Source organism: Phaeobacter sp. LSS9 (assembly GCF_003443595.1).
In the GTDB taxonomy this organism is placed as follows: Bacteria; Pseudomonadota; Alphaproteobacteria; order Rhodobacterales; family Rhodobacteraceae; genus Phaeobacter; species Phaeobacter piscinae.
In genome coordinates this window covers 471705-494543 of the sequence record NZ_CP031956.1, presented here as the reverse complement: position 1 = coordinate 494543, position 22839 = coordinate 471705, and the positions used below count along the sequence as shown (strand labels likewise).

24 protein-coding genes are annotated in these 22839 nt (G+C 60.1%); 14 read left to right on the top strand and 10 right to left on the bottom strand.

Translation table 11 applies throughout. The features are described from left to right. Positions 1–19: 19 nt before the first annotated feature. Complete coding sequence (locus D1820_RS02450; RefSeq protein ID WP_096789024.1) at positions 20–640, top strand: TetR family transcriptional regulator C-terminal domain-containing protein; 621 nt, start codon at positions 20–22, stop codon at positions 638–640. A 121-nt stretch (positions 641–761) separates the two neighbouring features. Here D1820_RS02450 and preA read toward each other — a convergent pair whose 3' ends face one another. The 4 genes from preA to D1820_RS02430 form a co-directional block, all read right to left on the bottom strand. Continuing rightward, on the bottom strand, positions 762–2066 hold the full coding sequence (gene preA, locus D1820_RS02445; RefSeq protein ID WP_040173250.1) for an NAD-dependent dihydropyrimidine dehydrogenase subunit PreA: 1305 nt from the start codon (positions 2064–2066) through the stop codon (positions 762–764). 52 nt (positions 2067–2118) lie between these two features. Next, positions 2119–3453, bottom strand: coding sequence for an NAD(P)-dependent oxidoreductase (locus tag D1820_RS02440; protein WP_118067749.1), 1335 nt, complete (start codon positions 3451–3453; stop codon positions 2119–2121). Between the two features lie 326 nt (positions 3454–3779). Further along, a complete protein-coding gene (locus tag D1820_RS02435; RefSeq protein ID WP_118067748.1) occupies positions 3780–4175 on the bottom strand; it encodes a RidA family protein in 396 nt (131 codons plus the stop codon). A 173-nt stretch (positions 4176–4348) separates the two neighbouring features. Further along, positions 4349–4612 carry a DUF2312 domain-containing protein gene (locus D1820_RS02430; protein WP_014874404.1) on the bottom strand — a complete coding sequence of 88 codons (264 nt, stop codon included), beginning with the start codon at positions 4610–4612 and terminating at the stop codon, positions 4349–4351. Positions 4613–4825: 213 nt separating this feature from the next. Here D1820_RS02430 and D1820_RS02425 point away from each other — a divergent pair, with 213 nt between their 5' ends. Further along, the gene (locus D1820_RS02425) at positions 4826–5047 is read left to right on the top strand and encodes a hypothetical protein (RefSeq protein ID WP_014874403.1); all 222 of its coding nucleotides are present in this window, start codon (positions 4826–4828) and stop codon (positions 5045–5047) included. A gap of 111 nt (positions 5048–5158) precedes the next feature. Here D1820_RS02425 and D1820_RS02420 read toward each other — a convergent pair whose 3' ends face one another. Then, on the bottom strand, positions 5159–5389 hold the full coding sequence (locus D1820_RS02420) for a hypothetical protein (protein WP_118067747.1): 231 nt from the start codon (positions 5387–5389) through the stop codon (positions 5159–5161). Between the two features lie 345 nt (positions 5390–5734). Here D1820_RS02420 and D1820_RS02410 point away from each other — a divergent pair, with 345 nt between their 5' ends. From D1820_RS02410 to D1820_RS02395, 4 genes are all read left to right on the top strand, one after another. Then, positions 5735–6598 (top strand): MBL fold metallo-hydrolase, encoded by an 864-nt coding sequence (locus tag D1820_RS02410; RefSeq protein WP_118067745.1) that lies wholly within the window; start codon positions 5735–5737, stop codon positions 6596–6598. A gap of 119 nt (positions 6599–6717) precedes the next feature. Continuing rightward, positions 6718–7146 carry a YeeE/YedE family protein gene (locus D1820_RS02405; RefSeq protein WP_118067744.1) on the top strand — a complete coding sequence of 143 codons (429 nt, stop codon included), beginning with the start codon at positions 6718–6720 and terminating at the stop codon, positions 7144–7146. Continuing rightward, positions 7146–7577: a DUF6691 family protein gene (locus D1820_RS02400; RefSeq protein WP_118067743.1), complete on the top strand. Its 432-nt coding sequence runs from the start codon at positions 7146–7148 to the stop codon at positions 7575–7577. The genes D1820_RS02405 and D1820_RS02400 overlap by 1 nt, the downstream gene beginning before the upstream one ends. Positions 7578–7588: 11 nt before the next feature. Beyond that, a complete protein-coding gene (locus D1820_RS02395) occupies positions 7589–8047 on the top strand; it encodes a TIGR01244 family sulfur transferase (RefSeq protein WP_096871122.1) in 459 nt (152 codons plus the stop codon). A 116-nt stretch (positions 8048–8163) separates the two neighbouring features. Here the strand turns inward: D1820_RS02395 and D1820_RS02390 are convergent, their stop codons facing one another. The 5 genes from D1820_RS02390 to D1820_RS02370 all read right to left on the bottom strand — a co-directional run bounded on the left by D1820_RS02390 (position 8164) and on the right by D1820_RS02370 (position 14497). Next, positions 8164–9549, bottom strand: coding sequence for a FliM/FliN family flagellar motor C-terminal domain-containing protein (locus D1820_RS02390; protein WP_118067742.1), 1386 nt, complete (start codon positions 9547–9549; stop codon positions 8164–8166). 81 nt (positions 9550–9630) lie between these two features. Continuing rightward, positions 9631–12309 (bottom strand): sensor histidine kinase, encoded by a 2679-nt coding sequence (locus D1820_RS02385; protein ID WP_118067741.1) that lies wholly within the window; start codon positions 12307–12309, stop codon positions 9631–9633. Next, the gene (locus D1820_RS02380) at positions 12309–12644 is read right to left on the bottom strand and encodes a hypothetical protein (protein WP_040173223.1); all 336 of its coding nucleotides are present in this window, start codon (positions 12642–12644) and stop codon (positions 12309–12311) included. The genes D1820_RS02385 and D1820_RS02380 overlap by 1 nt, the downstream gene beginning before the upstream one ends. After that, complete coding sequence (locus D1820_RS02375) at positions 12641–13084, bottom strand: response regulator transcription factor (RefSeq protein WP_102897128.1); 444 nt, start codon at positions 13082–13084, stop codon at positions 12641–12643. The genes D1820_RS02380 and D1820_RS02375 overlap by 4 nt, the downstream gene beginning before the upstream one ends. A gap of 99 nt (positions 13085–13183) precedes the next feature. Continuing rightward, positions 13184–14497, bottom strand: a complete 1314-nt coding sequence (locus tag D1820_RS02370; protein WP_118069985.1) for a short-chain fatty acyl-CoA regulator family protein — start codon at positions 14495–14497, stop codon at positions 13184–13186. A 232-nt stretch (positions 14498–14729) separates the two neighbouring features. Here D1820_RS02370 and D1820_RS02365 point away from each other — a divergent pair, with 232 nt between their 5' ends. The 8 genes from D1820_RS02365 (at position 14730) to accC (ending at position 22751) form a co-directional block, all read left to right on the top strand. Continuing rightward, positions 14730–16076: a substrate-binding protein gene (locus tag D1820_RS02365; protein WP_014874393.1), complete on the top strand. Its 1347-nt coding sequence runs from the start codon at positions 14730–14732 to the stop codon at positions 16074–16076. 152 nt (positions 16077–16228) lie between these two features. Beyond that, on the top strand, positions 16229–17251 hold the full coding sequence (locus D1820_RS02360) for a branched-chain amino acid ABC transporter permease (protein ID WP_014874392.1): 1023 nt from the start codon (positions 16229–16231) through the stop codon (positions 17249–17251). Between the two features lie 4 nt (positions 17252–17255). Further along, positions 17256–18458, top strand: coding sequence for a branched-chain amino acid ABC transporter permease (locus D1820_RS02355; RefSeq protein ID WP_118067740.1), 1203 nt, complete (start codon positions 17256–17258; stop codon positions 18456–18458). Positions 18459–18470: 12 nt separating this feature from the next. After that, positions 18471–19226, top strand: a complete 756-nt coding sequence (locus tag D1820_RS02350; protein WP_024097550.1) for an ABC transporter ATP-binding protein — start codon at positions 18471–18473, stop codon at positions 19224–19226. A gap of 11 nt (positions 19227–19237) precedes the next feature. Next, a complete protein-coding gene (locus D1820_RS02345; RefSeq protein WP_040178235.1) occupies positions 19238–19993 on the top strand; it encodes an ABC transporter ATP-binding protein in 756 nt (251 codons plus the stop codon). A 196-nt stretch (positions 19994–20189) separates the two neighbouring features. Further along, a complete protein-coding gene (locus tag D1820_RS02340) occupies positions 20190–20726 on the top strand; it encodes a LuxR C-terminal-related transcriptional regulator (protein WP_040173213.1) in 537 nt (178 codons plus the stop codon). Positions 20727–20885: 159 nt separating this feature from the next. After that, a complete protein-coding gene (gene accB, locus D1820_RS02335) occupies positions 20886–21389 on the top strand; it encodes an acetyl-CoA carboxylase biotin carboxyl carrier protein (protein WP_040173212.1) in 504 nt (167 codons plus the stop codon). A gap of 9 nt (positions 21390–21398) precedes the next feature. Continuing rightward, the gene (gene accC, locus D1820_RS02330; protein ID WP_040178231.1) at positions 21399–22751 is read left to right on the top strand and encodes an acetyl-CoA carboxylase biotin carboxylase subunit; all 1353 of its coding nucleotides are present in this window, start codon (positions 21399–21401) and stop codon (positions 22749–22751) included. Positions 22752–22839: the final 88 nt, after the last annotated feature.

Genomic DNA, 22839 nt, shown 5'->3' with positions numbered 1-22839 from the left:
GAAGAGCCCGAACAGCCCGATGCCCAAGGATCGCAGCCCGACCCGCATTCAGAAAAAGAATCGCGCCACTATTCTGGAGGCCGCCCTTGAGGTGTTTTCCAACAGCGGGTTTCGCGGAGCCACCGTGGACCAGATTGCCCGCGCCGCCGGGTTAAGCAAGCCCAATCTGCTGTATTACTTCCCCTCGAAGGAGGCGATTTTTACCGAACTGCTGTCCGGCCTTCTCGATACCTGGCTGGATCCGCTGCGCGCCATTGATCCCGATGGCGATCCGCTGGAAGAATTGCTGGCCTATGTGCAGCGCAAATTGCAGATGAGCCGGGATTTCCCGCGCGAAAGCCGTCTGTTTGCCAATGAAATCGTGCAAGGCGCGCCGCGGATGCTGGACACCCTGTCTAAGGATCTGAAACCTCTGCTGGAAGAAAAAGCGGATCTGATCAAGGGCTGGATGGACGCTGGGAAGCTGAACCCGACCCATCCGAAACATTTGCTGTTCTCGGTCTGGTCGCTGACCCAGCATTATGCGGATTTCGATGTTCAGGTGCGGACGTTGATGGGGGATGAGGATCCTTTTGATGCGGCCCCAGAGCATCTGGATCGAATGTTCCGACGCATGCTGACACCCGCCGACACCCGCTGACACCAGCACTTGCTGAAAGTCGCCCCCTTTATTGACAAGACAAATAGAAAACGGCGCGCCGATCAGGGCGCGCCGTTTCTTATATCATTCCATCCAACGATGGCAGGCCGGTGACCTCCGCTTACTCCGCAGCGGTCACTGAGGGGTTGTTGGGATGGGTTGTCCAATTGGCATAATCGTCGGAAACAACCTCGCCCGTGCGCTCATCAATTTGCCCGGCGGGCACCTCCTCCATGGTGATGCAGCCTTCAACCGGGCAAACATTGACGCAGAGGTTGCAGGCCACGCATTCATCATCCTTCACGGTGAAAACGCGATCCTCGCTCATGGCGATAGCCTGATGTGACGTGTCCTCGCAGGCGGCAAAGCAGCGACCGCATTTGATGCAATCATCCTGATTGATCTTGGCCTTTGCGACGTAGTTCAGATCCAGATACTGCCAGTCGGTGACATTCGGCACAGCCTTGCCGACGAAATCATCCAACCGGTCATAGCCTTTGTCGTCCATCCACTGGTTCAGGCCAGAGATCATCTCCTTCACGACATTGAAGCCATAGGTCATGGCAGCGGTGCAGACCTGCACATTGCCAGCGCCCATGGTCATGAACTCCGCCGCATCGCGCCAGGTGGTGACGCCGCCAATGGCAGAAATCGGCAGGCCATGAGTTTGCGGGCAACGGGCGATTTCAGCCACCATATTCAGCGCAATCGGCTTCACTGCCGGGCCGCAATACCCGCCGTGTGTACCCTTGTCGCCAATGGTCGGCTCTGGCGCCATGGCATCGAGATTTACTGACACGATGGAGTTGATGGTGTTGATCAAGCTGACCGCGTCTGCACCACCCGCCTTGGCCGCACGCGCAGGCTGGCGAATATCGGTGATATTCGGCGTCAGCTTCACGATCACCGGTTTGGAGTAGTATTTCTTGCACCACTCCGTAACCATCTGGATGTATTCCGGCACCTGCCCCACGGCAGATCCCATACCGCGCTCCGCCATCCCATGCGGGCAGCCGAAGTTCAGTTCAATGCCGTCCGCGCCAGTGGCCTCGACCCGCGGCAGGATATCTTTCCACGCCTGCTCCTCGCAGGGCACCATCAGCGACACGATGATCGCACGATCCGGATAGTCCTTCTTCACCCGGGTGATCTCTTCCAGGTTCACCTCAAGCGGGCGGTCGGTGATCAGCTCAATATTGTTGAGCCCGAGAAGTCGGCGATCCGCGCCCCAGATGGCGCCATAGCGGGGCCCGTTCACATTGACGACCGGTGGCCCTTCGGAGCCAAGGGTCTTCCAGACCACCCCGCCCCAGCCGGCCTCAAAGGCACGGCGCACGTTGTATTCTTTGTCCGTTGGCGGCGCAGAGGCGAGCCAGAACGGGTTCGGAGATTTGATCCCCAGGAAATCTGCTGTCAGATCAGCCATTTATCTGTTCCTTACACTGGCAACACAGGGCCGGGTCTGCCCTGTGGCTGGCTTAGCCCATCAGGCTGGCGTGGATATCCATAGCGGCGTCGCGACCCTCGGCGACGGCTGTCACGGTGAGGTCTTCTCCGCCAGAGGCGCAATCCCCCCCAGCCCAGACCCCGGCAAGCGACGTGCGGCCCCGCGCGTCCACCTTGATTTTGCGCCCTTCAAGCGTCAGCGCATCAGGCTGATCTTCAAGGGTCTGACCAATCGCCTTGTAGATCTGATCCGCTGCTATCCGCACCGTCTCTCCGGTGCCGCTCAACTGGCCGCCCTCGCTTTTGGTATATTCCAGCTCGATTTCAGCACAGGCACCGTTGCCATGCACCGCGACAGGCTGAACATTGAACAACAGGCGCACCCCCTTGGTTGCGGCCAGATCCTGCTCAAACCGGCTCGCGCCCATGGCGTCACGGCCCCGGCGATAGGCGATGGTCACAGTCTCTGAACCGAGCAGCTTGGACTGCACCGCAGCATCCACCGCCGTCATCCCGCCGCCGATCACGACAACATTGCGCCCAACCGGCAAGTTGGTCAGATCATCGGCCTGACGCAGCTCGGCGATAAAGTCGACCGCGTCACGCACGCCATCCTTGTCCTCGCCCTCGGCACGCAGCGCATTGACGCCGCCAAGACCGATCGACAGGAACACCGCATCATACTCGGCCTTGAGCGCGTCCAAGCTGAGTTCCGCACCGAGTTTTTTGCCGTATTCCACGGTGATCCCACCGATTTGCAGCAGCCAGTCCACTTCGCGGCTGGCGAAATTCTCGGTCGATTTATAGGCGGCAATCCCAAATTCGTTGAGGCCACCCGCCTTTGGCCGGGCCTCATAGATAACCACATCGTTGCCCAGCATTGCCAGACGGTGCGCTGCTGCCAGACCTGCAGGTCCCGCGCCCACGACAGCGACCCGCTTGCCCGTTGCTGCTGCGCGCGTGAAGGGATGCACGCCCTTTTCCATCAACGTGTCGGTGGCATGGCGCTGCAGGCGACCAATCTCAACCGGCTTGCCCTCAGCCGCCTCGCGGACGCAGGCTTCCTCACAGAGTGTCTCGGTCGGACACACCCGAGCGCACATCCCGCCAAGGATGTTCTGTTCCAGAATGGTCTTCGCCGCCGCTTCCGGATGGCCGGTCTGGATCTCACGGATGAATTGAGGAATGTCGATGGAGGTCGGGCATGCCGTCATACAAGGCGCATCATAGCAGAAATAGCAGCGATCCGCCGCCACTGCCGCCTCATGCGCCTCATACTGGGGATGCAGGTCTCCAAAGTTGTCGGCAATTTCTGAGGCGGACAAACGCCCTGCCTGAATGCCGGATGCCTGATGGCTGGTCGCCATTGGGTGTCTCCCTGGATTTGTTTTTTATGCAAATCAGAGTGCCACAGTTTGATTTTTTATCAACTGGTAAAATTTTTGATCAGTCAGTTTTTTGAAGCGCAACTACGAAGACAACGGGCCAATACGTTGCAGAAGAACAAAAAACTGCCCCAGCACAAATATTGGGCGGCTGCGGCAAACCATCCCGATCAGCGGAATTACGCTATTGCCGTGCGGCAAACAGGGTCAGCACCATTGCCCCAAAGAAGGCAAAAGCCGACCCTCTGCCCGAAACAATCGAACAGAAAAGCGGCTTCAATAAGATCTGATTAGATGCGCGGTCCTGGTCAGGCGAGCATCGCAGTGGCTTCAATCTCGATCTTGGCACGATCTTCGACAAGCCCCGCAACCACCACCATCGTCATCGCAGGAAAATGGTAGCCCATGACAGCGCGATAGGCCGCCCCGACCTCCCGCTGATGCGCCAGATACTCGGCCTTGTCGGTCACATACCAGGTCAGCCGGGTGATGTCGCTGGCGCTGCCACCGGCCTCATGCACGACTGCCAGAATATTCTCCAGCGCCTGGCTCATCTGACCGATGAAGTCGTCCGTCTCAAAGACCTGATCCGCAGTCCAGCCAATCTGGCCACCAACAAACAGCATCCGCCCCTCGCCGATCATGCCGTTGGCATAGCCTTTGGCCGGTTTCCAGCCTTCGGGGTGCACATTCACTGTCGGCATGTTGGGCTCCTGTCCTGAGCGCGACGATCCGCGCAACCACTTTCAGCTCCCAATATCCATCAGGATGAAATTTACTTCAAGCTTAAACTATACAAACTTAAAGAACACAAAAAAGCCCTCCGCGAACGCGAAGGGCCAAACAGGCTTGCGCCATCACGTAAGGCCATATCGGCTCACATGCCGAGCGCTTCCTTGTACATTTCGAGAACCGCTTCTTCTTCGGCGATATCGTCTTTGTCGCGCTTGCGCAGCGCGATCACCTTACGGATCACCTTGGTGTCGTAGCCGCGCGCCTTCGCTTCGGCCATGATCTCTTTCTGCTGCTCAGCAAGATCTTTCTTCTCAGCGTCCAGACGCTCAAACCGTTCGATAAACTGGCGCAATTCACCAGCGGTCACACGGTAGCTGTCGCTTTTTTCGTCTTCGGTCATATCCATCGTGGGCTCCGTCGGCAAAGGGTGGAAACTCGGATCAGCCCTCCAGATACAATCGTGCCCCCTGCTCCGCAAGCGGTGATAGGGAGATCCGACATAGGACCCGTCCGAATAGGCAAAAACCACCCCGGTCAGTGTCTGCGCCCGACCTCGGCTGGCTTGCCCTGCCCCCGTCAATCAGGTAGGCGCAGGCCGACACCACCACCGGAGAGTGCGATGTACGAGATTATGGTTTGGGCCGGCGCGGCCGTATCGGTAGCAGGTCTGATCGGGCTGATGTGGAGCGTGGTGCGCGTAATGCAGGCCAAACGGCAAAAGCTGGACGACGACGCCCTGCGCGCTGTCGTCCAAAAGGTGCTGCCCTATAACCTTGGTGCGCTGTTCCTGTCGGTCATCGGGCTAATGCTGGTCATGCTGGGGCTGACACTGGGCGGCTGATCGCTGACGCAAAACGGCGAAGGCCGGGCCAGAGGGGCGATCAGTCATTCGCAGCAACTTCTGACCTCAGCACTAAATCTATTGCCGGAAACAAACCCGACCGGCCCGGCCTCAGACCGGCATGTTGTCGAACATTTCCTCAGCCGCTTCCTCACTGAGCATCTGCTCCAACCGCAACATGCGGCTTGGAACGCGTTCCCCCGCGACCCGCAAACGGGCCAATGTTCGGCTGAACTCAGGATATAAAACAAGCCGGTCCAACCGGTGCGCGGCCAATACGCGGCGCTCAAGCCCTTGGGCCTGCTGCATCAGACTATCGCTCTTTCTGTTCTCACTGGTCATTCTGCACTCCTCCCTTGGACCTGCCCATCGGGCCGCATCGGCGGCATAACCCAGAGGCCTGGTAGAACTGTGGGAGGCTGCACAACGGCCTCCCGCTCCATCCCGGCATCCGGATTTTGGCGCAGGTCATCGCGGCTCACCTCACCGCTGCCGCCACGATAGCAGATATCCCGCCACGTGACCTTGAGTAAGATCAACCATAACGTGAAATAATGATCCCGCAAGTCATAGCGCCGAACACAGCAGATTCCGACGTAGACCATAGACCAATCAAATTTCCCCGCCTCTGCCCTTGCACATATTCATTTTTCTATATATGTACTAGCTAGCAGCAGGAGATCCCCCATGAAGCCAATCGTCAAAGCGTTTTTTGATGAACAGACAAACACCGTATCCTACGTCGTGCGTGAGCCGGATGGCACCGCCTGCGCCCTGATCGATTCCGTTCTGGATTTCGATCACGCTGCCGGTCGCACCGATACCCGCTCTGCTGATGAGATGATCGCCTGGGTAAAGGCCGAGGGCCTGCGGGTTGAGTGGATCCTCGAAAGCCATGTCCACGCCGACCACCTCTCAGCCGCCCCCTACCTTCAGGAGCATCTGGGAGGGAAAATTGGCATCGGCGCCAATATCACCCTGGTCCAGGATACCTTTGGCAAGGTCTTCAACGAAGGCACCGAATTTCAACGCGATGGCAGCCAGTTCGACGCGCTGTTCAACGAGGGCGACAGTTTCCACATCGGGCAATTGCGCGGTGATGTGCTGCACACGCCCGGCCACACACCTGCCTGTCTTACCTATGTGATTGGGGACGCTGCATTTGTTGGCGACACATTGTTCATGCCCGACTTTGGCACCGCCCGCTGCGATTTCCCCGGTGGCTCCTCCGAAGCCCTGTTCCAGTCGATCCAGAAAATCCTGACGCTCCCCGACGACACACGTATTTTTGTCGGCCATGACTACAAGGCACCGGGTAGAGACGATTATGCCTGGGAAACCACGGTGGGGGAGCAGAAAGCGCTGAACATCCATATCGGTCAAGGCCGCCCGATTGAGGACTTCGTCGCCATGCGGGATGCCCGCGACGCAACACTGTCCATGCCCCGACTGATCCTGCCATCTCTGCAGGTCAATATGCGCGCGGGCCAAATGCCGGACGCCGATACCGACGGCAATGTCTACCTGAAGGTGCCGATCAACAAACTCTGATCCCAGAACTTCCGGTTGGGGCCGTCCTCGCGCCGCCCATTTCGCAGACGGCTGCGAGATCCGGTGCGAATAACCCCTGGGCTCCCTGTCACAGATTGATAGACCACAAGGATTTCACCATGAATATAGACTGGATCTGGGGGCTGATTGGCGGCGTGCTGATCGGCACGGGCGGTGCGGTGTACCTGCTCGGCAATGGGCGCATCATGGGCGCCAGCGGCATTCTTGGCGGCCTGATTGATGGCAGCGGTCGCAACAACGCGGCTGAGCGGCTGGCCTTCGTTGCAGGCGTTGTTCTGGTCCCGCTGGTGATGTGGCTGACCGTCGCCGAGGCGCCGGACACACATCTCACCTCGAACACGGCGGTGATTGTCGCCGCCGGACTTCTGGTGGGGCTTGGCACGCGGATTGCCAATGGCTGCACCTCCGGTCACGGCGTCTGCGGCATCTCCCGACTGTCCCTGCGCGGGCTGATCGCAACCGTCATCTACATTCTTGCCGGTGGTCTGACACTTGCTTTGTTTCGCCATGTCTGGGGGCTGATCTGATGCGTCTTCTTCTGTCTTTCTCAGCGGGCGGGCTGTTTGGCCTCGGCCTGTTCCTCTCTGGCATGACCGACACACAAAAGGTTCAGGGCTGGCTTGATATATTCGGCGCTTGGGATCCGACGCTGGCCTTTGTGATGGGCGGGGCCATACTGCCAATGGCATTGGCCTGGCAATTGACCCGCGGTCGCGCGCCAGTGGTCGGCGGCAGTTTTCCAGCCCCGCCACGGCAGGAGCTTGACCGACGACTGATCATCGGATCTGTCCTGTTTGGCATCGGCTGGGGATTGGCTGGCCTCTGTCCCGGGCCGGCGATTGCCTCGCTTAGCTATGGCGGCACCGGCGGCATCATTTTCATCACAGCACTGCTCATCGGCATGATGGCAGCGCCCCCGGTCGCCCAGCGACTGGACCGCGCGGCTGCAAGCACGTAAAAGGCCGGATCATGGACCCACGCACGTTGACCCCCCGCTATTCCGTCTCGCCGCAGATTTCGGTTGAGGACCTGCCGCAACTGGCCGCCGCCGGTTTTACCACGGTGATCTGCAACCGCCCTGATGCTGAGGTCCCGCCCAGCCATCAGGCCGATGCCATCCGCACCGCTGCCGAGGCGCAGGGGTTGCGGTTCGAAGTGCTGCCGCTGACCCACCAGACTATGACGCCAGAGAATGTCGCCAAGCAGCAAGCGTTTGTTGAGGCTTCGGATGGCCCGGTACTGGCCTATTGCGCATCCGGTACCCGCTGCTCGGTTGTTTGGGCATTGGGCCAAGCGCCGCTTATGCCGGTGGATGAGATCCTCGCCACCACTGCAGAGGCCGGATATCAGCTTGATGGGCTGCGCCCGACGTTGATGGCCGTGGCCACTCAGGCAGCGCAGGTAGCCCCGACAGCAAACGAAAGCTGACATCGTCAGCTAGAGCCCTGACTTCAGATAAGCTTCACCGTGTAAGGTGCTGAAATTCAACGGCAGTGCAGATCATGCGCTGCCGTTTTCCATTTCGACTGCCCGGTTTGGCAGGGTCACCCGGTACCGCTGTTCAGCCCGGCAAGATCGGAGATTTCCATCGCAGCCGCATCCGCGCTGAAATCGCCCAGCCCGTCACCCAAGCCGTCACCTAAGCCATCCCCGAGACCGTCGCCCATCGGCATCGCACCGAGGTCTGGTAGATCTCCAAGATCTGGCAGATCGCCGGACATGGCGTCACCCAGACCGTCATTCAGGCCATCAGGAAGATCGCCCGCCATCGGCATACCCGCCAGATCACCGCCAAGGTCGCCGCCCAGATCCGCTCCGAGGTCACCACCCAGATCGCCGCCAAAGCCACCTAGATCTCCTCCAAGGTCACCGAGCCCATCCCCCAGGCCTCCGCCCATGTCACCCATGGGATCCTGCAACCCGTCAGCCGCAACGGAGAGATCCAAGGTTGGCGGTTCGTGATCCAAAGCACCGGCACCACCGCCCATGTGGGACGAAAACGCACTCTCATCAGCCGCACTGTCGTTCACCAGCTTCGTGCGCGGATCAGTGAGCCTGACAGCGCGTGCGCCGTTCATCTGGCCCAGACGCCCCTGCGCAATAGCCTGACCACTGATGGATATCATCTCCGTCTCATAGAGGAAGGCCTGATCCAACGGCAGCAAATCCCCCTCTTCAAGTGAGGAAAACTCATTCGCGGGAACCTTCATCTTGCACAAAACAGCGCGCAACTCGGCCCGCATGGACCCCATATTGCTTCCCAGCGATGGGCCGGCCTGATGGGCGTTCTGACCTGCCTCGCCCAGATCCTCGGGTGAGGGTTCAGGCAGGATCAGGGTCAGCCCGCCCTGCATCGCCCCGCAGGCAAGATCCAGCGTCAGTTCAATCACCCGGTAGTCTTCCGCCTCAAGCCCAAGAACAAGGCTGCGCACATCCTCGACCTGCGCTCCGAAACGGTACCCGGAGAAAATCGCCTCATCTTTCTGCTGGGCCAGCATGGAGACCACCTTGGCAAAGGTGCGCTCAAGAAAATCGGCAACCATGGCGGCGTCTGTCGGGGTGTAATTCCGCTCACTCGGCGCCTTGCCCAGAACCTGCCCCATGGTCTGCTGTTGGATAAGCGCGGTCACGGTGGGCGCATCCAGCGTGGCGGCACCAATCCGCCCGTGCGGTCCGTCCAACACCACCAGCAGATGCTTGTCCGACAGATGTGGTGGCAGGTCCTCGGGAATGCGGTTGGCCTGACGCGCGGCCAGCACTGCCACGGGAAGGTCACACAGATCCGCTGCCGCCCGCGCAATCGAGCGGCGCAAAGCCTTAAGGGTCAACGAACTGGTCAGTCCGCCCTTGCCCTCTTTGGTGGCTGCCAGTTTGCGGGCCAGGACCCCGCCGCCACCATTCGCTGCCGTTTCCGATTTCGTTTCAGACATAGGTTGTAAACCTGCCCCTCTCGCACCGCTTTGCCCTAGGTCTACCTCAAGAGTGGTTACCAATAACTTTACGATAAACAGTTAAACCGGGTTTTCCTGACGAAGAGGTAAGGAAACCTGAAAGGCACCGCCAACCTCCCCCGAAAGATAGGCCACATCTCCGCCAAGGCGCTGCATGATCTCCCGGCAAATCGCCAGACCAAGGCCCGCGCCGCCTGCCCGTTCCGGGCTAACCCTCGAAAACTTCTCAAAAATAGTGGTGCGAAACTCTGGCGGGATCCCCTCACCATTGTCGATGAAATCAATGAACATCCAATGACCACTTTGCCGGGCGGTGATCCGCAGTTCCGGGTCCGCTGCGGTACAATATTTGTCGGCGTTGGCGATCAGGTTGATGAACACCTGCGCCAACCGGTCCAGATCAGAGGAAAGCCGCATATCATCCGTCGCCACGTCACGTTCCACCCGCAGCCGCGCCGATCCATCGGCCAGCGCAGTGGCCACCGCATGGTCCAGCACATCGCCCAAACGTCCGGCACTGATGTTAAGGCTCACCTGACCATTTTCCAGCACGCTGAGGTCCAGCAGATCGTTCAGCAGACGGGTCAGCCGCTGCGCCTCATCGTGGATAATGCCCGCATAGCGACTGTGATCCTGCGACGCCAGGTTTTCGGTATCACGCAAGATCTCGGAAAACGCCCGGATGGAGGTCATCGGCGTGCGCAATTCATGGCTCACTTGGCTGAGGAACGCATCTTTCTGTTGCGACAACTGTGTCAGTTTTTCATTTGTTTCCTGAAGTTTGCGTGCCGTTCTTGACAGTTCTTCGGACTGTGTTTCAAGCCGATTGGAATACTCAAGGATCTGCGCGGTCTCATCCGCCACCGCCAATAGGTCCTGCACGGAGACCGAAGACCCGCCGACGATCTGCCCGACCATCGCATGGGCCGCCGCTGCGCCGATAGAGGCGCTGAGCTCGCGTTCCAGACGCTCCAGAAACGCTGGGGTCGGCTCGGGCAGCGGCCCCCGCCCGCCCTGGCGCGCCAATTCGCTCTGAAAGAACGTCTGTGCCTCACCCGCCCCCAGGATGCGCTGAGACATGACCATCAGATCCTCGCTCTGCGCCACGGATCCAGTCCAGCCACGCGGCCCCGAAGAATGGTCAAATACATGCACAAATTGCGCCCCCTGAAGGCGCTCCATCGGACTGGGAAAGGACAGCAGAGATCCAATCAGGAACGCCGCTGTGTTCAATGCCATCGACCACAGAACCGCATGGACCGTAGGGTCCAACCCCTCAATCCCAAAAAGCGCATGAGGGCGCAGCCACGACAGGCCCAACAGCCCATCCGCCAGTACATGCGCAGGCAGCAACCCACCGCCCAGTTCTGGCAAAAGCATCGTGTAAAGCCAGATTGCAAACCCAACGGACAAGCCTGCAAGCGCTCCGCTGCGGGTCGCGCCACGCCAGAACAGCCCGCCCACAAGGCTCGGCAGCATCTGCGCAATGCCGGTGAATGAAATCAGACCGATAGCCGCCAGCGCCGCACCGCCGCCCGATAACGTATAATAGAAATAGCCCAGCGCCATGATGCCCGCGATCGACAGCCGCCGCGACAGCAGCACGACATGGCGCACATCGCCGGAGACGGAGGCGCCAACCTCCTGCCAGCGCAGCCAGATCGGCATGACGATATGGTTTGACACCATGGTTGACAGCGCCATCGCCGCGACAATCGCCATGGATGTTGCAGAGGAGAACCCCCCCAGAAAAGACAGCATCGCCAGCCCCTGCTGGCCCTCGGCCAGAGGCAGGGTCAGGACAAACAGATCCGGGTTCGATCCCACCGGCAGCAGCTCCAACCCGATGGCGGCAATCGGCACCACAAAGATCGAGATCAGCAGGAGATAGAGCGGAAACGCCCAAGCCGCGACGCGCAGATGCCGTTCATCCTCATTCTCGACCACCATGACCTGAAACATACGCGGCAGGCAGACAAAGGCCGCTGCCGATAGGAAAGTGATCGTCGCCCAGCGCCCGCCATCAACCTGCCACCGGCCGATGGAGGAGGCATCAATCCGGGCCATGGTCTCGCCCACCCCACCCGCAACTCCCCACACAACAAAGATTCCCACCGCCAGCAGCGAGACCAGCTTCACCACCGCCTCAAGTGCCACGGCGGTCACGACGCCGTGGTGGCGCTCATTGGCGTTGAGATTGCGCGTGCCAAACAGAATGGCAAAGGCCGCAAGCCCGGCCGCCACCCAGAACACCGTCTGTGTTTCATTGACACTGCGCAGCGGGTCTGCTTCTGCGAAGATCGCAAACGACAGCGTAATAGATTGTAATTGCAATGAAATGTATGGTGTCGTGCCAATCACGGCGAGGATCGTGACACCAATCGCCAAGAGATTTGACTTGCCATATCGCGCCGACAAAAGATCCGCGATGGAGGTGATCCGCTGGCTGCGCCCGATACGGACCAGCTTACGCAAGCCCCACCACCAGCCGACCATGACCAGTGTGGGACCAAGATAGATGGTGATATATTCCAATCCCGAGCGCGCCGCGTAACCCACCGCCCCGTAAAAGGTCCAAGCGGTGCAATAGATCGACAGCGACAGCGTGTAAATCAACGGTGACCGCATCCAACGGGCAGTGCGTCCATGGCTGGCATGACGATCCGCGGCGAAAGCCACGATAAACAGCAGCGCAACATAGCTCAGACAGACCAGCGCCAACACATTGAGCGACGCCATCAGTCCGCGTCCCCGCCCCGGCGCGGTTCGCCACCTTCGGTCCAGTGCTCCGCCCAGCGCCGCACCGCAAGCGCAAAACCAAAGCTCGCCAGAATCAGCCCCGCCCAGACCACAAGAATGTAGATCATCGCCCGTGACAGCGGCATGCCTGACATACTGTCCGGTGCAGGATAGGGGTCTGGGTCGGGCCACATCAGCGGCACCAGCAGCAACAGCGCACCCAAGACAGGCAACAGGCGAGCAACATCCATCAGACGGCGGCGACGATAGGTCCGGCGTTCAACAAACGGCGCGCCGGTTTCGCCCTCGCTCTCAGCGCCGTCGCCACGGATCATCCCTGGCGGGCCTGTTCAGCCAGATCAGCAGCCGCAGCGCCAGCCTCAGACACACCCGCACGGTTCTGCGCCGCCTGCGCATGAAGGTCGCGGACTGCGGTCAGAACCTCATTGTTGGAGAACGGTTTTGTCATGAACCGGGTGACCCCGGCCTGCTCTGCCATCTCCCGGTCGCGCAGCTGCCCTCGTGCGGTCAGCATCAGAACCGGCAGACCCGGCAGCTGCCCGCTGTCGCGCAATTCACGAATGATCTCCAGCCCGCTTTTGCCGGGCAACATCAGATCCAGGATCACCAGATCCGGCTTCGCCGTGCAGATCACCTCAACCGCATCGCTACCATCGGCGTGGCTGTCGACCTGCCAGCCATCGCGGGTCAGCAGAAATCGGATTGCCTCGGTGATATTCGGCTCGTCTTCGACCAGAACAACATGCCTGCCCATTGTGTGGATATTCCTCCCCTACGCCCGATCCTTCGCGAGGTCATTGCCTCAAGGCGTCTCCGTCCCTGGCGCAACAGTAGCGTTGCGGTTGCGCTGCTGTCAAAACTCTTCCTTCAGGATCGACGGTTCGCGCCGTGCCACACAGTCGCGGCGCGAACAGATCCGGCAGCTCGCGCCCACTGGCTGGGCTGTCTCCGCCACCTCGCCCTTAGGCAGGATCAGCATCACCGCGTGATACAGCGGGTCACTGTCAAAATCTGGCCGCTGATGAGGCCAAGAGACCGCCAGACAATCGAAACCAACGGCACTGCGCCCCTGCTGCACCACATCCCGGCGCACGGGCACCTGCGGGCGCGAAAGCGCGGTATACAGCGGCCACAACGGACAGGAGGCGCCGAACCTTGGCAATGCAAACCCCGTGACCGGCTTGCGAAACAGGATGGAGCCAGAGGCATCGCAGACCACCAGCCCCGCCTCCTGGCCCAGCACCGCAGGCGGCAACGCTCCAAGCCGGCGCAGCACGGTCGGCAGATCACAATCAAAGGCACGAGCCAAGCTGACCGGGGCAATCCCACCACTGGCGAGACGTTCAGTCAACGGCATCAACGGCAGCACTGCGGCGTCGGCGCAATATTGCAGCAGGGCCGCGCGGGCGATGGTACGGCCTGCCTCACTCACCAGATCGCCCCCCTGCGCAATCAGCACCTCAATCAAATCCCCGCGCGCCTCAGGCCCTGCCGCTTCCAGCTGCGGAAAGTGATGACCGTGGCTGGCGAAGAACTGCTCGACCTCCTCCTGAGGGACACCACGACGTTCTGCGGAGGTATTGCTCTCATCAAGGAAGTTCACCAAAGCGCGGCTACTCTCTGCAAGGCGTAGCGAATCCTCATTCAGGTTGTTGTGGAAGCGGTCACGCCATTCGACCTCCAGCTCTCCGGTCTCCGCCAGGATCGACGCGGTTGATCGGATCGCCGCCGCAGTGGACAGCACCTCATGAAGCGAGGCCGCCAGCTGCGGATCATGGGTGAGACGATCCGACAGGGTTTGCACCGTGCGCTCCAGGCTGGCGATACGCTGCTGGCTTTGCGCCAGCACCTCGGCCCAGCCCGGAAACCGGCCTGCAAATTCATCCACCCGGTCCAGCTCTGCCACCGGCCTGGGCAAATCCGCAGCAGCCTCACGCAGGGTCGACAGCAGCGCCACCTCCGCCCCTTCGGTCAGCATCGACGGCTCAACCGCCAGCACGCGCGCCAGATCAACCAGCAGCTTGCCGCCGATTCTGCGCCGGTTGTGTTCAATCAGGTTCAGATAGGAGGCAGAGATATCGACCTGCCGCGCCAATTCGGCCTGGCGCAGCCCCAGCATCGACCGCCGCTCGCGGATGCGGCTCCCTGTCAGCGTGTCACGCCCCATGGCGGCACTCCCTTCCAAAAGCATGGCGGATCAAGGGCTTTCTGCGCTGCAACATAAGTTTCTTTACAGAAAACCCTTAACACCTGTTCATTTGTTTACAGAATAAATCAGCATTTCAAGGGTTTTATTGCGTGATTTTACAAGCCGCGCCCATACTGGTTTTGCACGAAAACGTGCGGACGTCAGCGGAAGTGAGGAGCTGTTGCCGTCGTTACACATAAGGGAGGATTACATGTCCAAGACTGACGTATCGCGTCGCGGTGTGCTGAAGACCGGTGCCATCGCGGGCGCCGGCGTGGCGCTTCCGACGATCTTTACCGCATCGTCTGCAGCCGCGTTTACAAATGAGCCGACCGGCAGCACTGTGACGCTGGGCTTCAACGTACCCCAAACCGGCCCCTACGCGGATGAGGGCGCGGATGAGTTGCGCGCTTATCAGCTGGCCGTTGAACATCTGAATGGCGGCGGCGACGGCGGCATGATGAACACCTTCTCGTCCAAGGCCCTGCAGGGCAACGGGATCATGGGCAAGGAAGTCAAATTCGTCACCGGCGACACCCAGACCAAATCCGACGCGGCCCGTGCCTCGGCCAAGTCGATGATCGAAAAAGACGGCGCCGTGATGATCACCGGCGGGTCGTCCTCCGGTGTGGCGATTGCTGTACAGGGTCTCTGCCAGGAGGCTGGCGTGATCTTCATGGCGGGTCTCACCCACTCCAACGACACCACCGGCAAAGACAAGAAGGCCAATGGCTTCCGCCATTTCTTCAACGGCTACATGTCCGGTGCGGCACTGGCACCGGTGCTGAAGAACCTCTATGGCACGGACCGGAATGCCTATCATCTGACGGCGGATTACACCTGGGGCTGGACCCAGGAAGAATCCATCGCCGCCGCCACTGAGGCGCTGGGTTGGAACACCGTGAACAAGGTCCGCACGCCGCTGGCTGCCACCGACTTCTCGTCCTATATCGCGCCGGTTCTGAACTCCGGTGCCGACGTGCTGGTTCTGAACCACTATGGCGGCAACATGGTGAACTCGCTGACCAATGCGGTCCAGTTTGGTCTGCGTGAGAAGGTCGTAAACGGCAAAAACTTCGAAATCGTTGTTCCGCTGTACTCCCGCCTGATGGCCAAGGGTGCCGGTGCCAACGTGAAGGGCATCCACGGCTCCACGAACTGGCATTGGTCGCTGCAGGACGAAGGCTCGCAAGCCTTTGTACGCTCCTTCGGCTCCAAATATGGCTTCCCGCCGAGCCAGGCGGCACACACCGTTTACTGCCAGACCCTGCTTTATGCAGATGCAGTCGAACGCGCGGGCTCCTTCAACCCCTGCGCGGTTGTTGAGGCCCTCGAAGGGTTTGAATTCGACGGATTGGGCAATGGCAAGACGCTGTACCGTGCCGAAGACCACCAGTGCTTCAAAGACGTACTGGTTGTGCGCGGCAAGGAAAACCCGACCTCGGAGTTCGACCTCCTTGAAGTTGTCGAAGTGACCCCGGCCGAACAGGTGACCTACGCGCCGGATCATCCGATGTTCGCAGGCGGTGCCCTGGGCACCTGCAACAGCGGCGCCTGATCACAGACATGGGGCGGGCGCAGATCATGTGCCCGCCCTGCCACTCTCCCGGCGTCAACCTGCCTGACAATTCACGACGACAGGACCAGCGCCAGCGGCGCTGAACAGCCGACTTATGCCAATTCCAGACGGACCAACCGAAGGTGGGGACAATGGACGCAATCCTATTGCAAATCTTAAACGGGCTCGACAAGGGCTCGGCCTATGCGCTGATCGCGCTGGGTCTGACACTCATCTTTGGCACGCTTGGCGTGGTGAACTTTGCCCATGGGGCGCTTTTCATGATCGGCGCCTTCTGTGCGGTCACCGTGCAACGGGTCCTGAGCCTCAGCTTTGAAACCGTAGATGAAACCCAGAAGGATTTTCTGGGCAATCCGCTCAAGGTGAAAACCCCCTATGTCGAAAGTTGGTTCGGCCCCGAGGTGGGCGGTGCGATCATTGACTGGGCGGTGCCGCTTGCGATCCTCTTTGCCATTCCGATCATGATCGGCGTCGGCTACGTGATGGAACGCGGGCTGATCAAGCATTTCTACAAGCGCCCCCATGCAGACCAGATCCTGGTGACCTTCGGCCTCGCCATCGTGCTGCAGGAGGTGGTGAAATACTTCTACGGCGCAAATCCGATCCAGACCCCTGCCCCGGACGCCCTGAATGGTGTCGTCAATCTGGGGTCCATCATTGGGATGGACATCGTCTATCCGGTCTGGCGCGTGGTCTATTTCTTCTTTGCTGTGGTCATTATCGGCGGCATCTTCTCCTTCCTGCAGTTCACCACATTTGGCATGGTGGTGCGTGCAGGCATGGCAGACCGGGAGACCGTGGGCCTTCTGGGCATCAATATCGACCGCCGCTTTACCATCATGTTTGGTATTGCCGCCGCCGTCGCCGGTCTGGCTGGCGTGATGTACACCCCGATCAACTCCCCCAACTACCATATGGGCATGGATTTTCTGGTGCTGAGCTTCGTCGTGGTGGTTGTCGGCGGCATGGGATCCCTCCCCGGCGCCGTACTGGCGGGGTTTCTTCTTGGCGTGCTCGAAAGCTTCGCCTCGATGAATGAAATCAAATCCCTGATCCCCGGCATCGACCAGATCATCATCTATGTGGTCGCAATCATCATTCTGCTCACCCGCCCGCGGGGCCTGATGGGCCGCAAAGGTGTGATGGAGGACTAAGCACATGTTCGCACTCAACAAAAAAGATAAGACGCTGCTGCTGGTCGTTGCCATCCTGACCCTGTTTGCACCGTTCATCCTGAACCCTTTCCCGACGGGCAGCGCGATGGCGCAGTTCAATGCGGGCTATCCTGATCTGATGCAGCGATTTGTAATCTTCGGCATCTTCGCGATTGGCTTCAACATCCTGTTTGGCCTTACCGGCTACCTCTCCTTTGGCCATGCCGCCTTCCTTGGTGTCGGGTCTTATTCGGCGGTGTGGATGTTCAAGCTGCTGAGCATGAACGTGGTGCCCGCCATCATATTGTCGGTGATCGTCGCAGGCCTGTTTGCACTGGTGATCGGCTATGTCAGCCTGCGTCGCTCCGGCATCTACTTTTCGATCCTGACGCTGGCCTTTGCACAGATGTCGTTCAACCTGGCCTATTCGGTGCTGACCCCGATCACCAATGGCGAAACCGGCCTGCAGCTGACGCTGGATGACCCCCGTGTTCTGGGCGTGTCGGCGACCGCCGATGGCTCCATCCCGGTGACCAGCCTCTTTGGCCTGGAGATGCGCTCCACCTTCGAGATGGCCGTTGGCCCCTGGGCGTTCCAGTTCAATGCGGGCTACTATCTTTGCGCGCTGATCCTGCTGGCCGCCTTTTACCTGTCGATCCGCATCTTCCGCTCGCCCTTTGGCCTGATGCTGAAGGCCGTGAAGTCGAACCAGCAGCGGATGAACTACACCGGCCTGAATACCCGGCCCTACACGCTGGCTGCCTTTGTGATCTCGGGCATGTATGCCGGTCTGGCTGGCGGTCTGATGGCCTCAATGGACCCGCTGGCAGGCGCTGAGCGGATGCAGTGGACCGCCTCCGGCGAAGTGGTGCTGATGACCATCCTCGGTGGTGCCGGCACCTTGATCGGGCCGGTTCTGGGCGCAGGCTTCATCAAATACTTTGAGAACATCTTCTCCAAGATCAACGACAACGTGCTGCACAGCTGGTTCAGCTTCATGCCCGACGGGATCGAGGATGCGATGGTCTTCATCGTGCATCCCTTCATCGGCAAAGGCTGGCACCTGACCTTGGGCATTCTGTTCATGCTGGTGGTGATCTTCCTGCCCGGTGGCCTGGTTGAAGGCGGACAGAAGCTGCGCGGCTGGATCCAAGGGCGCAAAGCGAAAAAAGACGGCCCCTCGGGCAAAACTGAACCTGCGGAATAAGGAGCAAGACCAATGGGTATCCTTGAAGTCAAAAACGTGGGCAAGCGGTTCGGTGGCCTTCAGGCACTGTCCGAGGTGAACCTCAGCGTGCGCGAAAACACTGTCCACGCCATCATCGGCCCCAATGGGGCGGGCAAGTCCACGCTGCTGAATTGTCTGGTGGGTAAGCTGATCCCGGACACCGGATCGGTGATGTTCGATGGCAAATCCGTCCTGGGCCGCGCGCCTTACGAAATCAACCAGATGGGCATCTCCCGTGTGTTCCAGACGCCTGAGATCTTTGGCGACCTGTCGGTGCTGGAAAACATGATGATCCCCTGTTTTGCCAAACGCGATGGCGCTTTTGAAATGAATGCGATCAGCGCCGTCTCTGGCCAGCGCGACATTCTGGAGAAGGCAGAGCACATGCTGGAGGAGATGAACATGGCCGACAAACGGCACATGAACGCCGCCTCCATGTCACGCGGGGATAAGCGGCGGCTTGAGATTGGCATGTGCCTCAGTCAGGAACCGCGTCTTCTGCTGCTGGACGAGCCGACAGCGGGCATGGCGCGGGCCGACACCAACAACACCATCGACCTGCTGAAACAGATCAAATCCGAGCGCGATATCACCATCGCGATCATCGAACACGACATGCACGTCGTGTTCTCACTGGCGGATCGGATCACTGTACTGGCGCAGGGCACCCCGCTGGTAGAGGACGATCCGCAGAACATCAAAGGCAACCCGAAGGTGCGCGAAGCCTACCTCGGCGAGTCGGCGTAAGGAGATCACAGATGAACGTCAAACCCGACTTTTCCAAACACGCCAACCACGCCACCACGGCACCAGCCTTTCTGTCGGTCTGGGACATGCATGCCTACTACGGCGAGAGCTACATCGTGCAGGGTATTTCCTTCAACGTGCACGAAGGTGAGATCCTCGCCCTGTTGGGCCGCAACGGCGCTGGCAAGACCTCGACCCTGCGCTCCATCGCGCGCACCGGCTCACCGATGGTGACTAAGGGCGAGATTTGGCTGGACCATCAGCCCCTGCACAAGATGTCCTCGCATGAGGCCTCCGCCGCGGGTCTGGGGCTCGTCCCCGAAGATCGCCGCATTATCCCCGGCCTCACCGTTGAGGAAAACCTGCAGCTGGCGCAGATTGCCCCGCCCATCGGCTGGTCTCTTGAGAGGCTCTATGAGCTGTTTCCACGTCTTGGCGAACGCCGCAAGCAGGAGGGTGTCACGCTTTCCGGTGGCGAACAGCAGATGCTGGCGATTGCCCGTGCATTGGCCCGCGACATCAAGGTGTTGCTGCTGGATGAACCCTATGAAGGTCTGGCGCCCGTTATCGTGGATGAGATCGAAAAGACCCTCATTCACATCAAACAACAGGGCATCACCACGGTCATCGTTGAACAGAACGCAGTGCGTGCACTGGAGCTGGCCGACCGTGCCGTGATCCTTGATACCGGCGGTATTGTCTTCGATGGCGCCGCCGCTGAAGTCCTCGAAAACGAGGACCTGCGCGCCGAATACCTGGCCATCTAACCCCAACACTCCCCGTCGGGCCGGTTCATGTACCGGCCTTGGCACCTTGGGGCTGATGCGGTGGCATCAGCCCTTTTTTGCTCCCGTTTTCTGGAACCCGTGATGCCAGTTTGCAAGTGGCCACAAAGGACCCCACCACGCATTTTGCGCCCTGAATTTGCTTTGCTTTGCGCCGGAACAGCGGTTATCTGCCCCCATGACCGATCTTGCCTTTGAATTTGCGCCGGTGGGGCTGGCTCTGCTCGATCAACGGGTGATCCAGCGCTGCAACCAGCAGTTTGCCGAAACCTTTGGGGGGGATAGCGGCAGCTACGTCGGCCTGCCCATTGCTGAGCTTTACCCCAGCCAAGAAGACTTCCAGCGCATCGGCGACCGGCTGCAACAGCCCGACGCGCAGTCGGGGCAGTATAACGACGAACGGATCATGCGCCGTCGCACCGGCGATCTGTTCTGGTGCCGGGTGCGCGGGCGCTCCCTGACGCCGGAGCACCATTTTCGCAGCGGTGTCTGGAGTTTCGCCGACATCTCGGACGACCGGCCCGTGGTCAGCCTCACCCCGCGCGAGCGTGATGTGGCAATCCTGACCTGTCGCGGACTTTCAGCCAAAGAAATCGGCGCTGAGCTGAACCTGTCCTATCGCACGATCGAAACCCACCGGGCGCATCTTCTGGTCAAGTTCTCCGCCCGCAAACTGCCGGAACTGGTGGCGAAACTAACCGGAATGCCGCTCTGAACAGCGATCCGCACCGCAAGATTGCAAATCACCTCAAGGGCGCCCATGTTAGCGTCCATATTGTCAGCGCTTTCCTTGTGGTAAAGCATACCCTATAAGCGCCTTCAAATCTTATGCCCGCAGCTTCTGTGGGCCTGTCGGAACCGGCTGAGGACAAAAATGACAAATAAGACCCACGAAGCAGACGTATCCTTCATCAAAGCGCTGGCGGAACTGCTGCGCGACAATGACCTGACCGAACTGCAGGTGAAGCGTGACTACGGCGAAGACGACAGCCTGAATGTGCGCGTGTCGCGTCAGACCATCGCCGCACCTGCCCCGGTGCAGGCCTACGCAGCCCCGGCGCCTGTCGCTGCCGCTCCCGCAGCCCCGGCCGCGGCTGCTCCTGCCGCAGCGCCTGCTGCCGCCAATGACGATCCCGCAAGCCATCCGGGCGCTGTCCCGTCGCCGATGGTGGGCACCGTTTACACCCAGCCCGAACCCGGCGCGCCGACGTTCGTGAAGGTGGGTGATCAGGTGGCCGAGGGTGATACGCTGCTGATCGTCGAAGCCATGAAGACCATGAACCACATCCCGGCACCCAAGGCCGGTACCATCAAGCGTATCCTCGTCGAAGACGGCGCAGCGGTCGAATTCGGAACACCGCTGGTCATCATCGAGTAAGGGTCCACCATGTTTGACAAGATCCTGATTGCCAACCGCGGTGAGATCGCCCTGCGCGTGATCCGCGCCTGCCGGGAAATGGGCATCCAGTCGGTTGCCGTACATTCCACCGCAGATGCGGATGCTATGCATGTGCGCATGGCCGATGAATCCGTTTGTATTGGCCCGCCTTCCGGAACACAAAGCTACCTGTCGATCCCGGCCATTATCTCCGCCTGCGAGATCACCGGCGCGCAGGCGATCCACCCCGGCTATGGCTTCCTGTCGGAAAACGCCAACTTCGTGCAGATCGTTGAGGATCACGGGCTGACCTTTATCGGGCCGACCGCCGAACACATCCGCGTCATGGGTGACAAGATCACCGCCAAGGACACGATGAAGGACCTCGGCGTTCCCTGTGTTCCCGGTTCTGACGGCGGTGTGCCAGATCTGGAAACTGCCAAGAAGATCGGCGAAGACATCGGCTACCCCGTGATCATTAAGGCCACCGCCGGTGGGGGTGGTCGCGGCATGAAGGTGGCCAAGACCGCTGCCGACATGGAGCAGGCCTTCATGACGGCGCGCGCCGAGGGCAAGGCCGCCTTTGGCAACGATGAGGTCTATATCGAAAAGTACCTGACCACGCCGCGCCACATCGAGATCCAGGTCTTCGGCGATGGCAAAGGCAAGGCCGTGCATCTGGGCGAGCGGGATTGTTCGCTTCAGCGCCGCCACCAGAAGGTGTTTGAGGAGGCCCCAGGCCCCTGCATCACCCCTGAGGAGCGCGCCCGCATCGGCAAAACCTGTGCCGAGGCCGTGGCCAAGATCAACTATATCGGCGCCGGCACCATCGAATTCCTCTATGAGAACGGCGAGTTCTATTTCATCGAGATGAACACCCGACTTCAGGTGGAACATCCGGTGACCGAGGGCATCTTCGGTGTCGATCTGGTGCGCGAGCAGATCCGCGTAGCCGAGGGGCTGCCGATGTCCTTCAGCCAGGACGATCTGGAGATCAACGGTCACTCCATCGAAGTGCGGATCAACGCAGAAAAACTGCCGAACTTCGCACCCTGCCCTGGCAAGATCACCCAGTATCACGCCCCAGGCGGTCTGGGCGTGCGCATGGATTCGGCGCTTTATGACGGCTATTCGATCCCGCCCTATTACGACAGCCTGATCGGCAAGCTGATCGTGCATGGTCGCGACCGGCCCGAGGCCTTGGCCCGTCTGAGCCGCGCTTTGGGAGAGCTGATCGTGGATGGTGTCGACACCACCGTGCCGCTGTTCCACGCGCTGCTTGAGGAAAAAGACATCCACACCGGTGAGTATAATATTCACTGGCTGGAGCATTGGCTGGAAACCAACCTCGGCAACGCCTAAGAGATCGGGGCGGTCCAACGGGCCGCCCTTTCTTCCTTCCTGCACCGGCCAGAACTTTGCCTTGCGCGGCACGTTTTTCCGGTTCCGT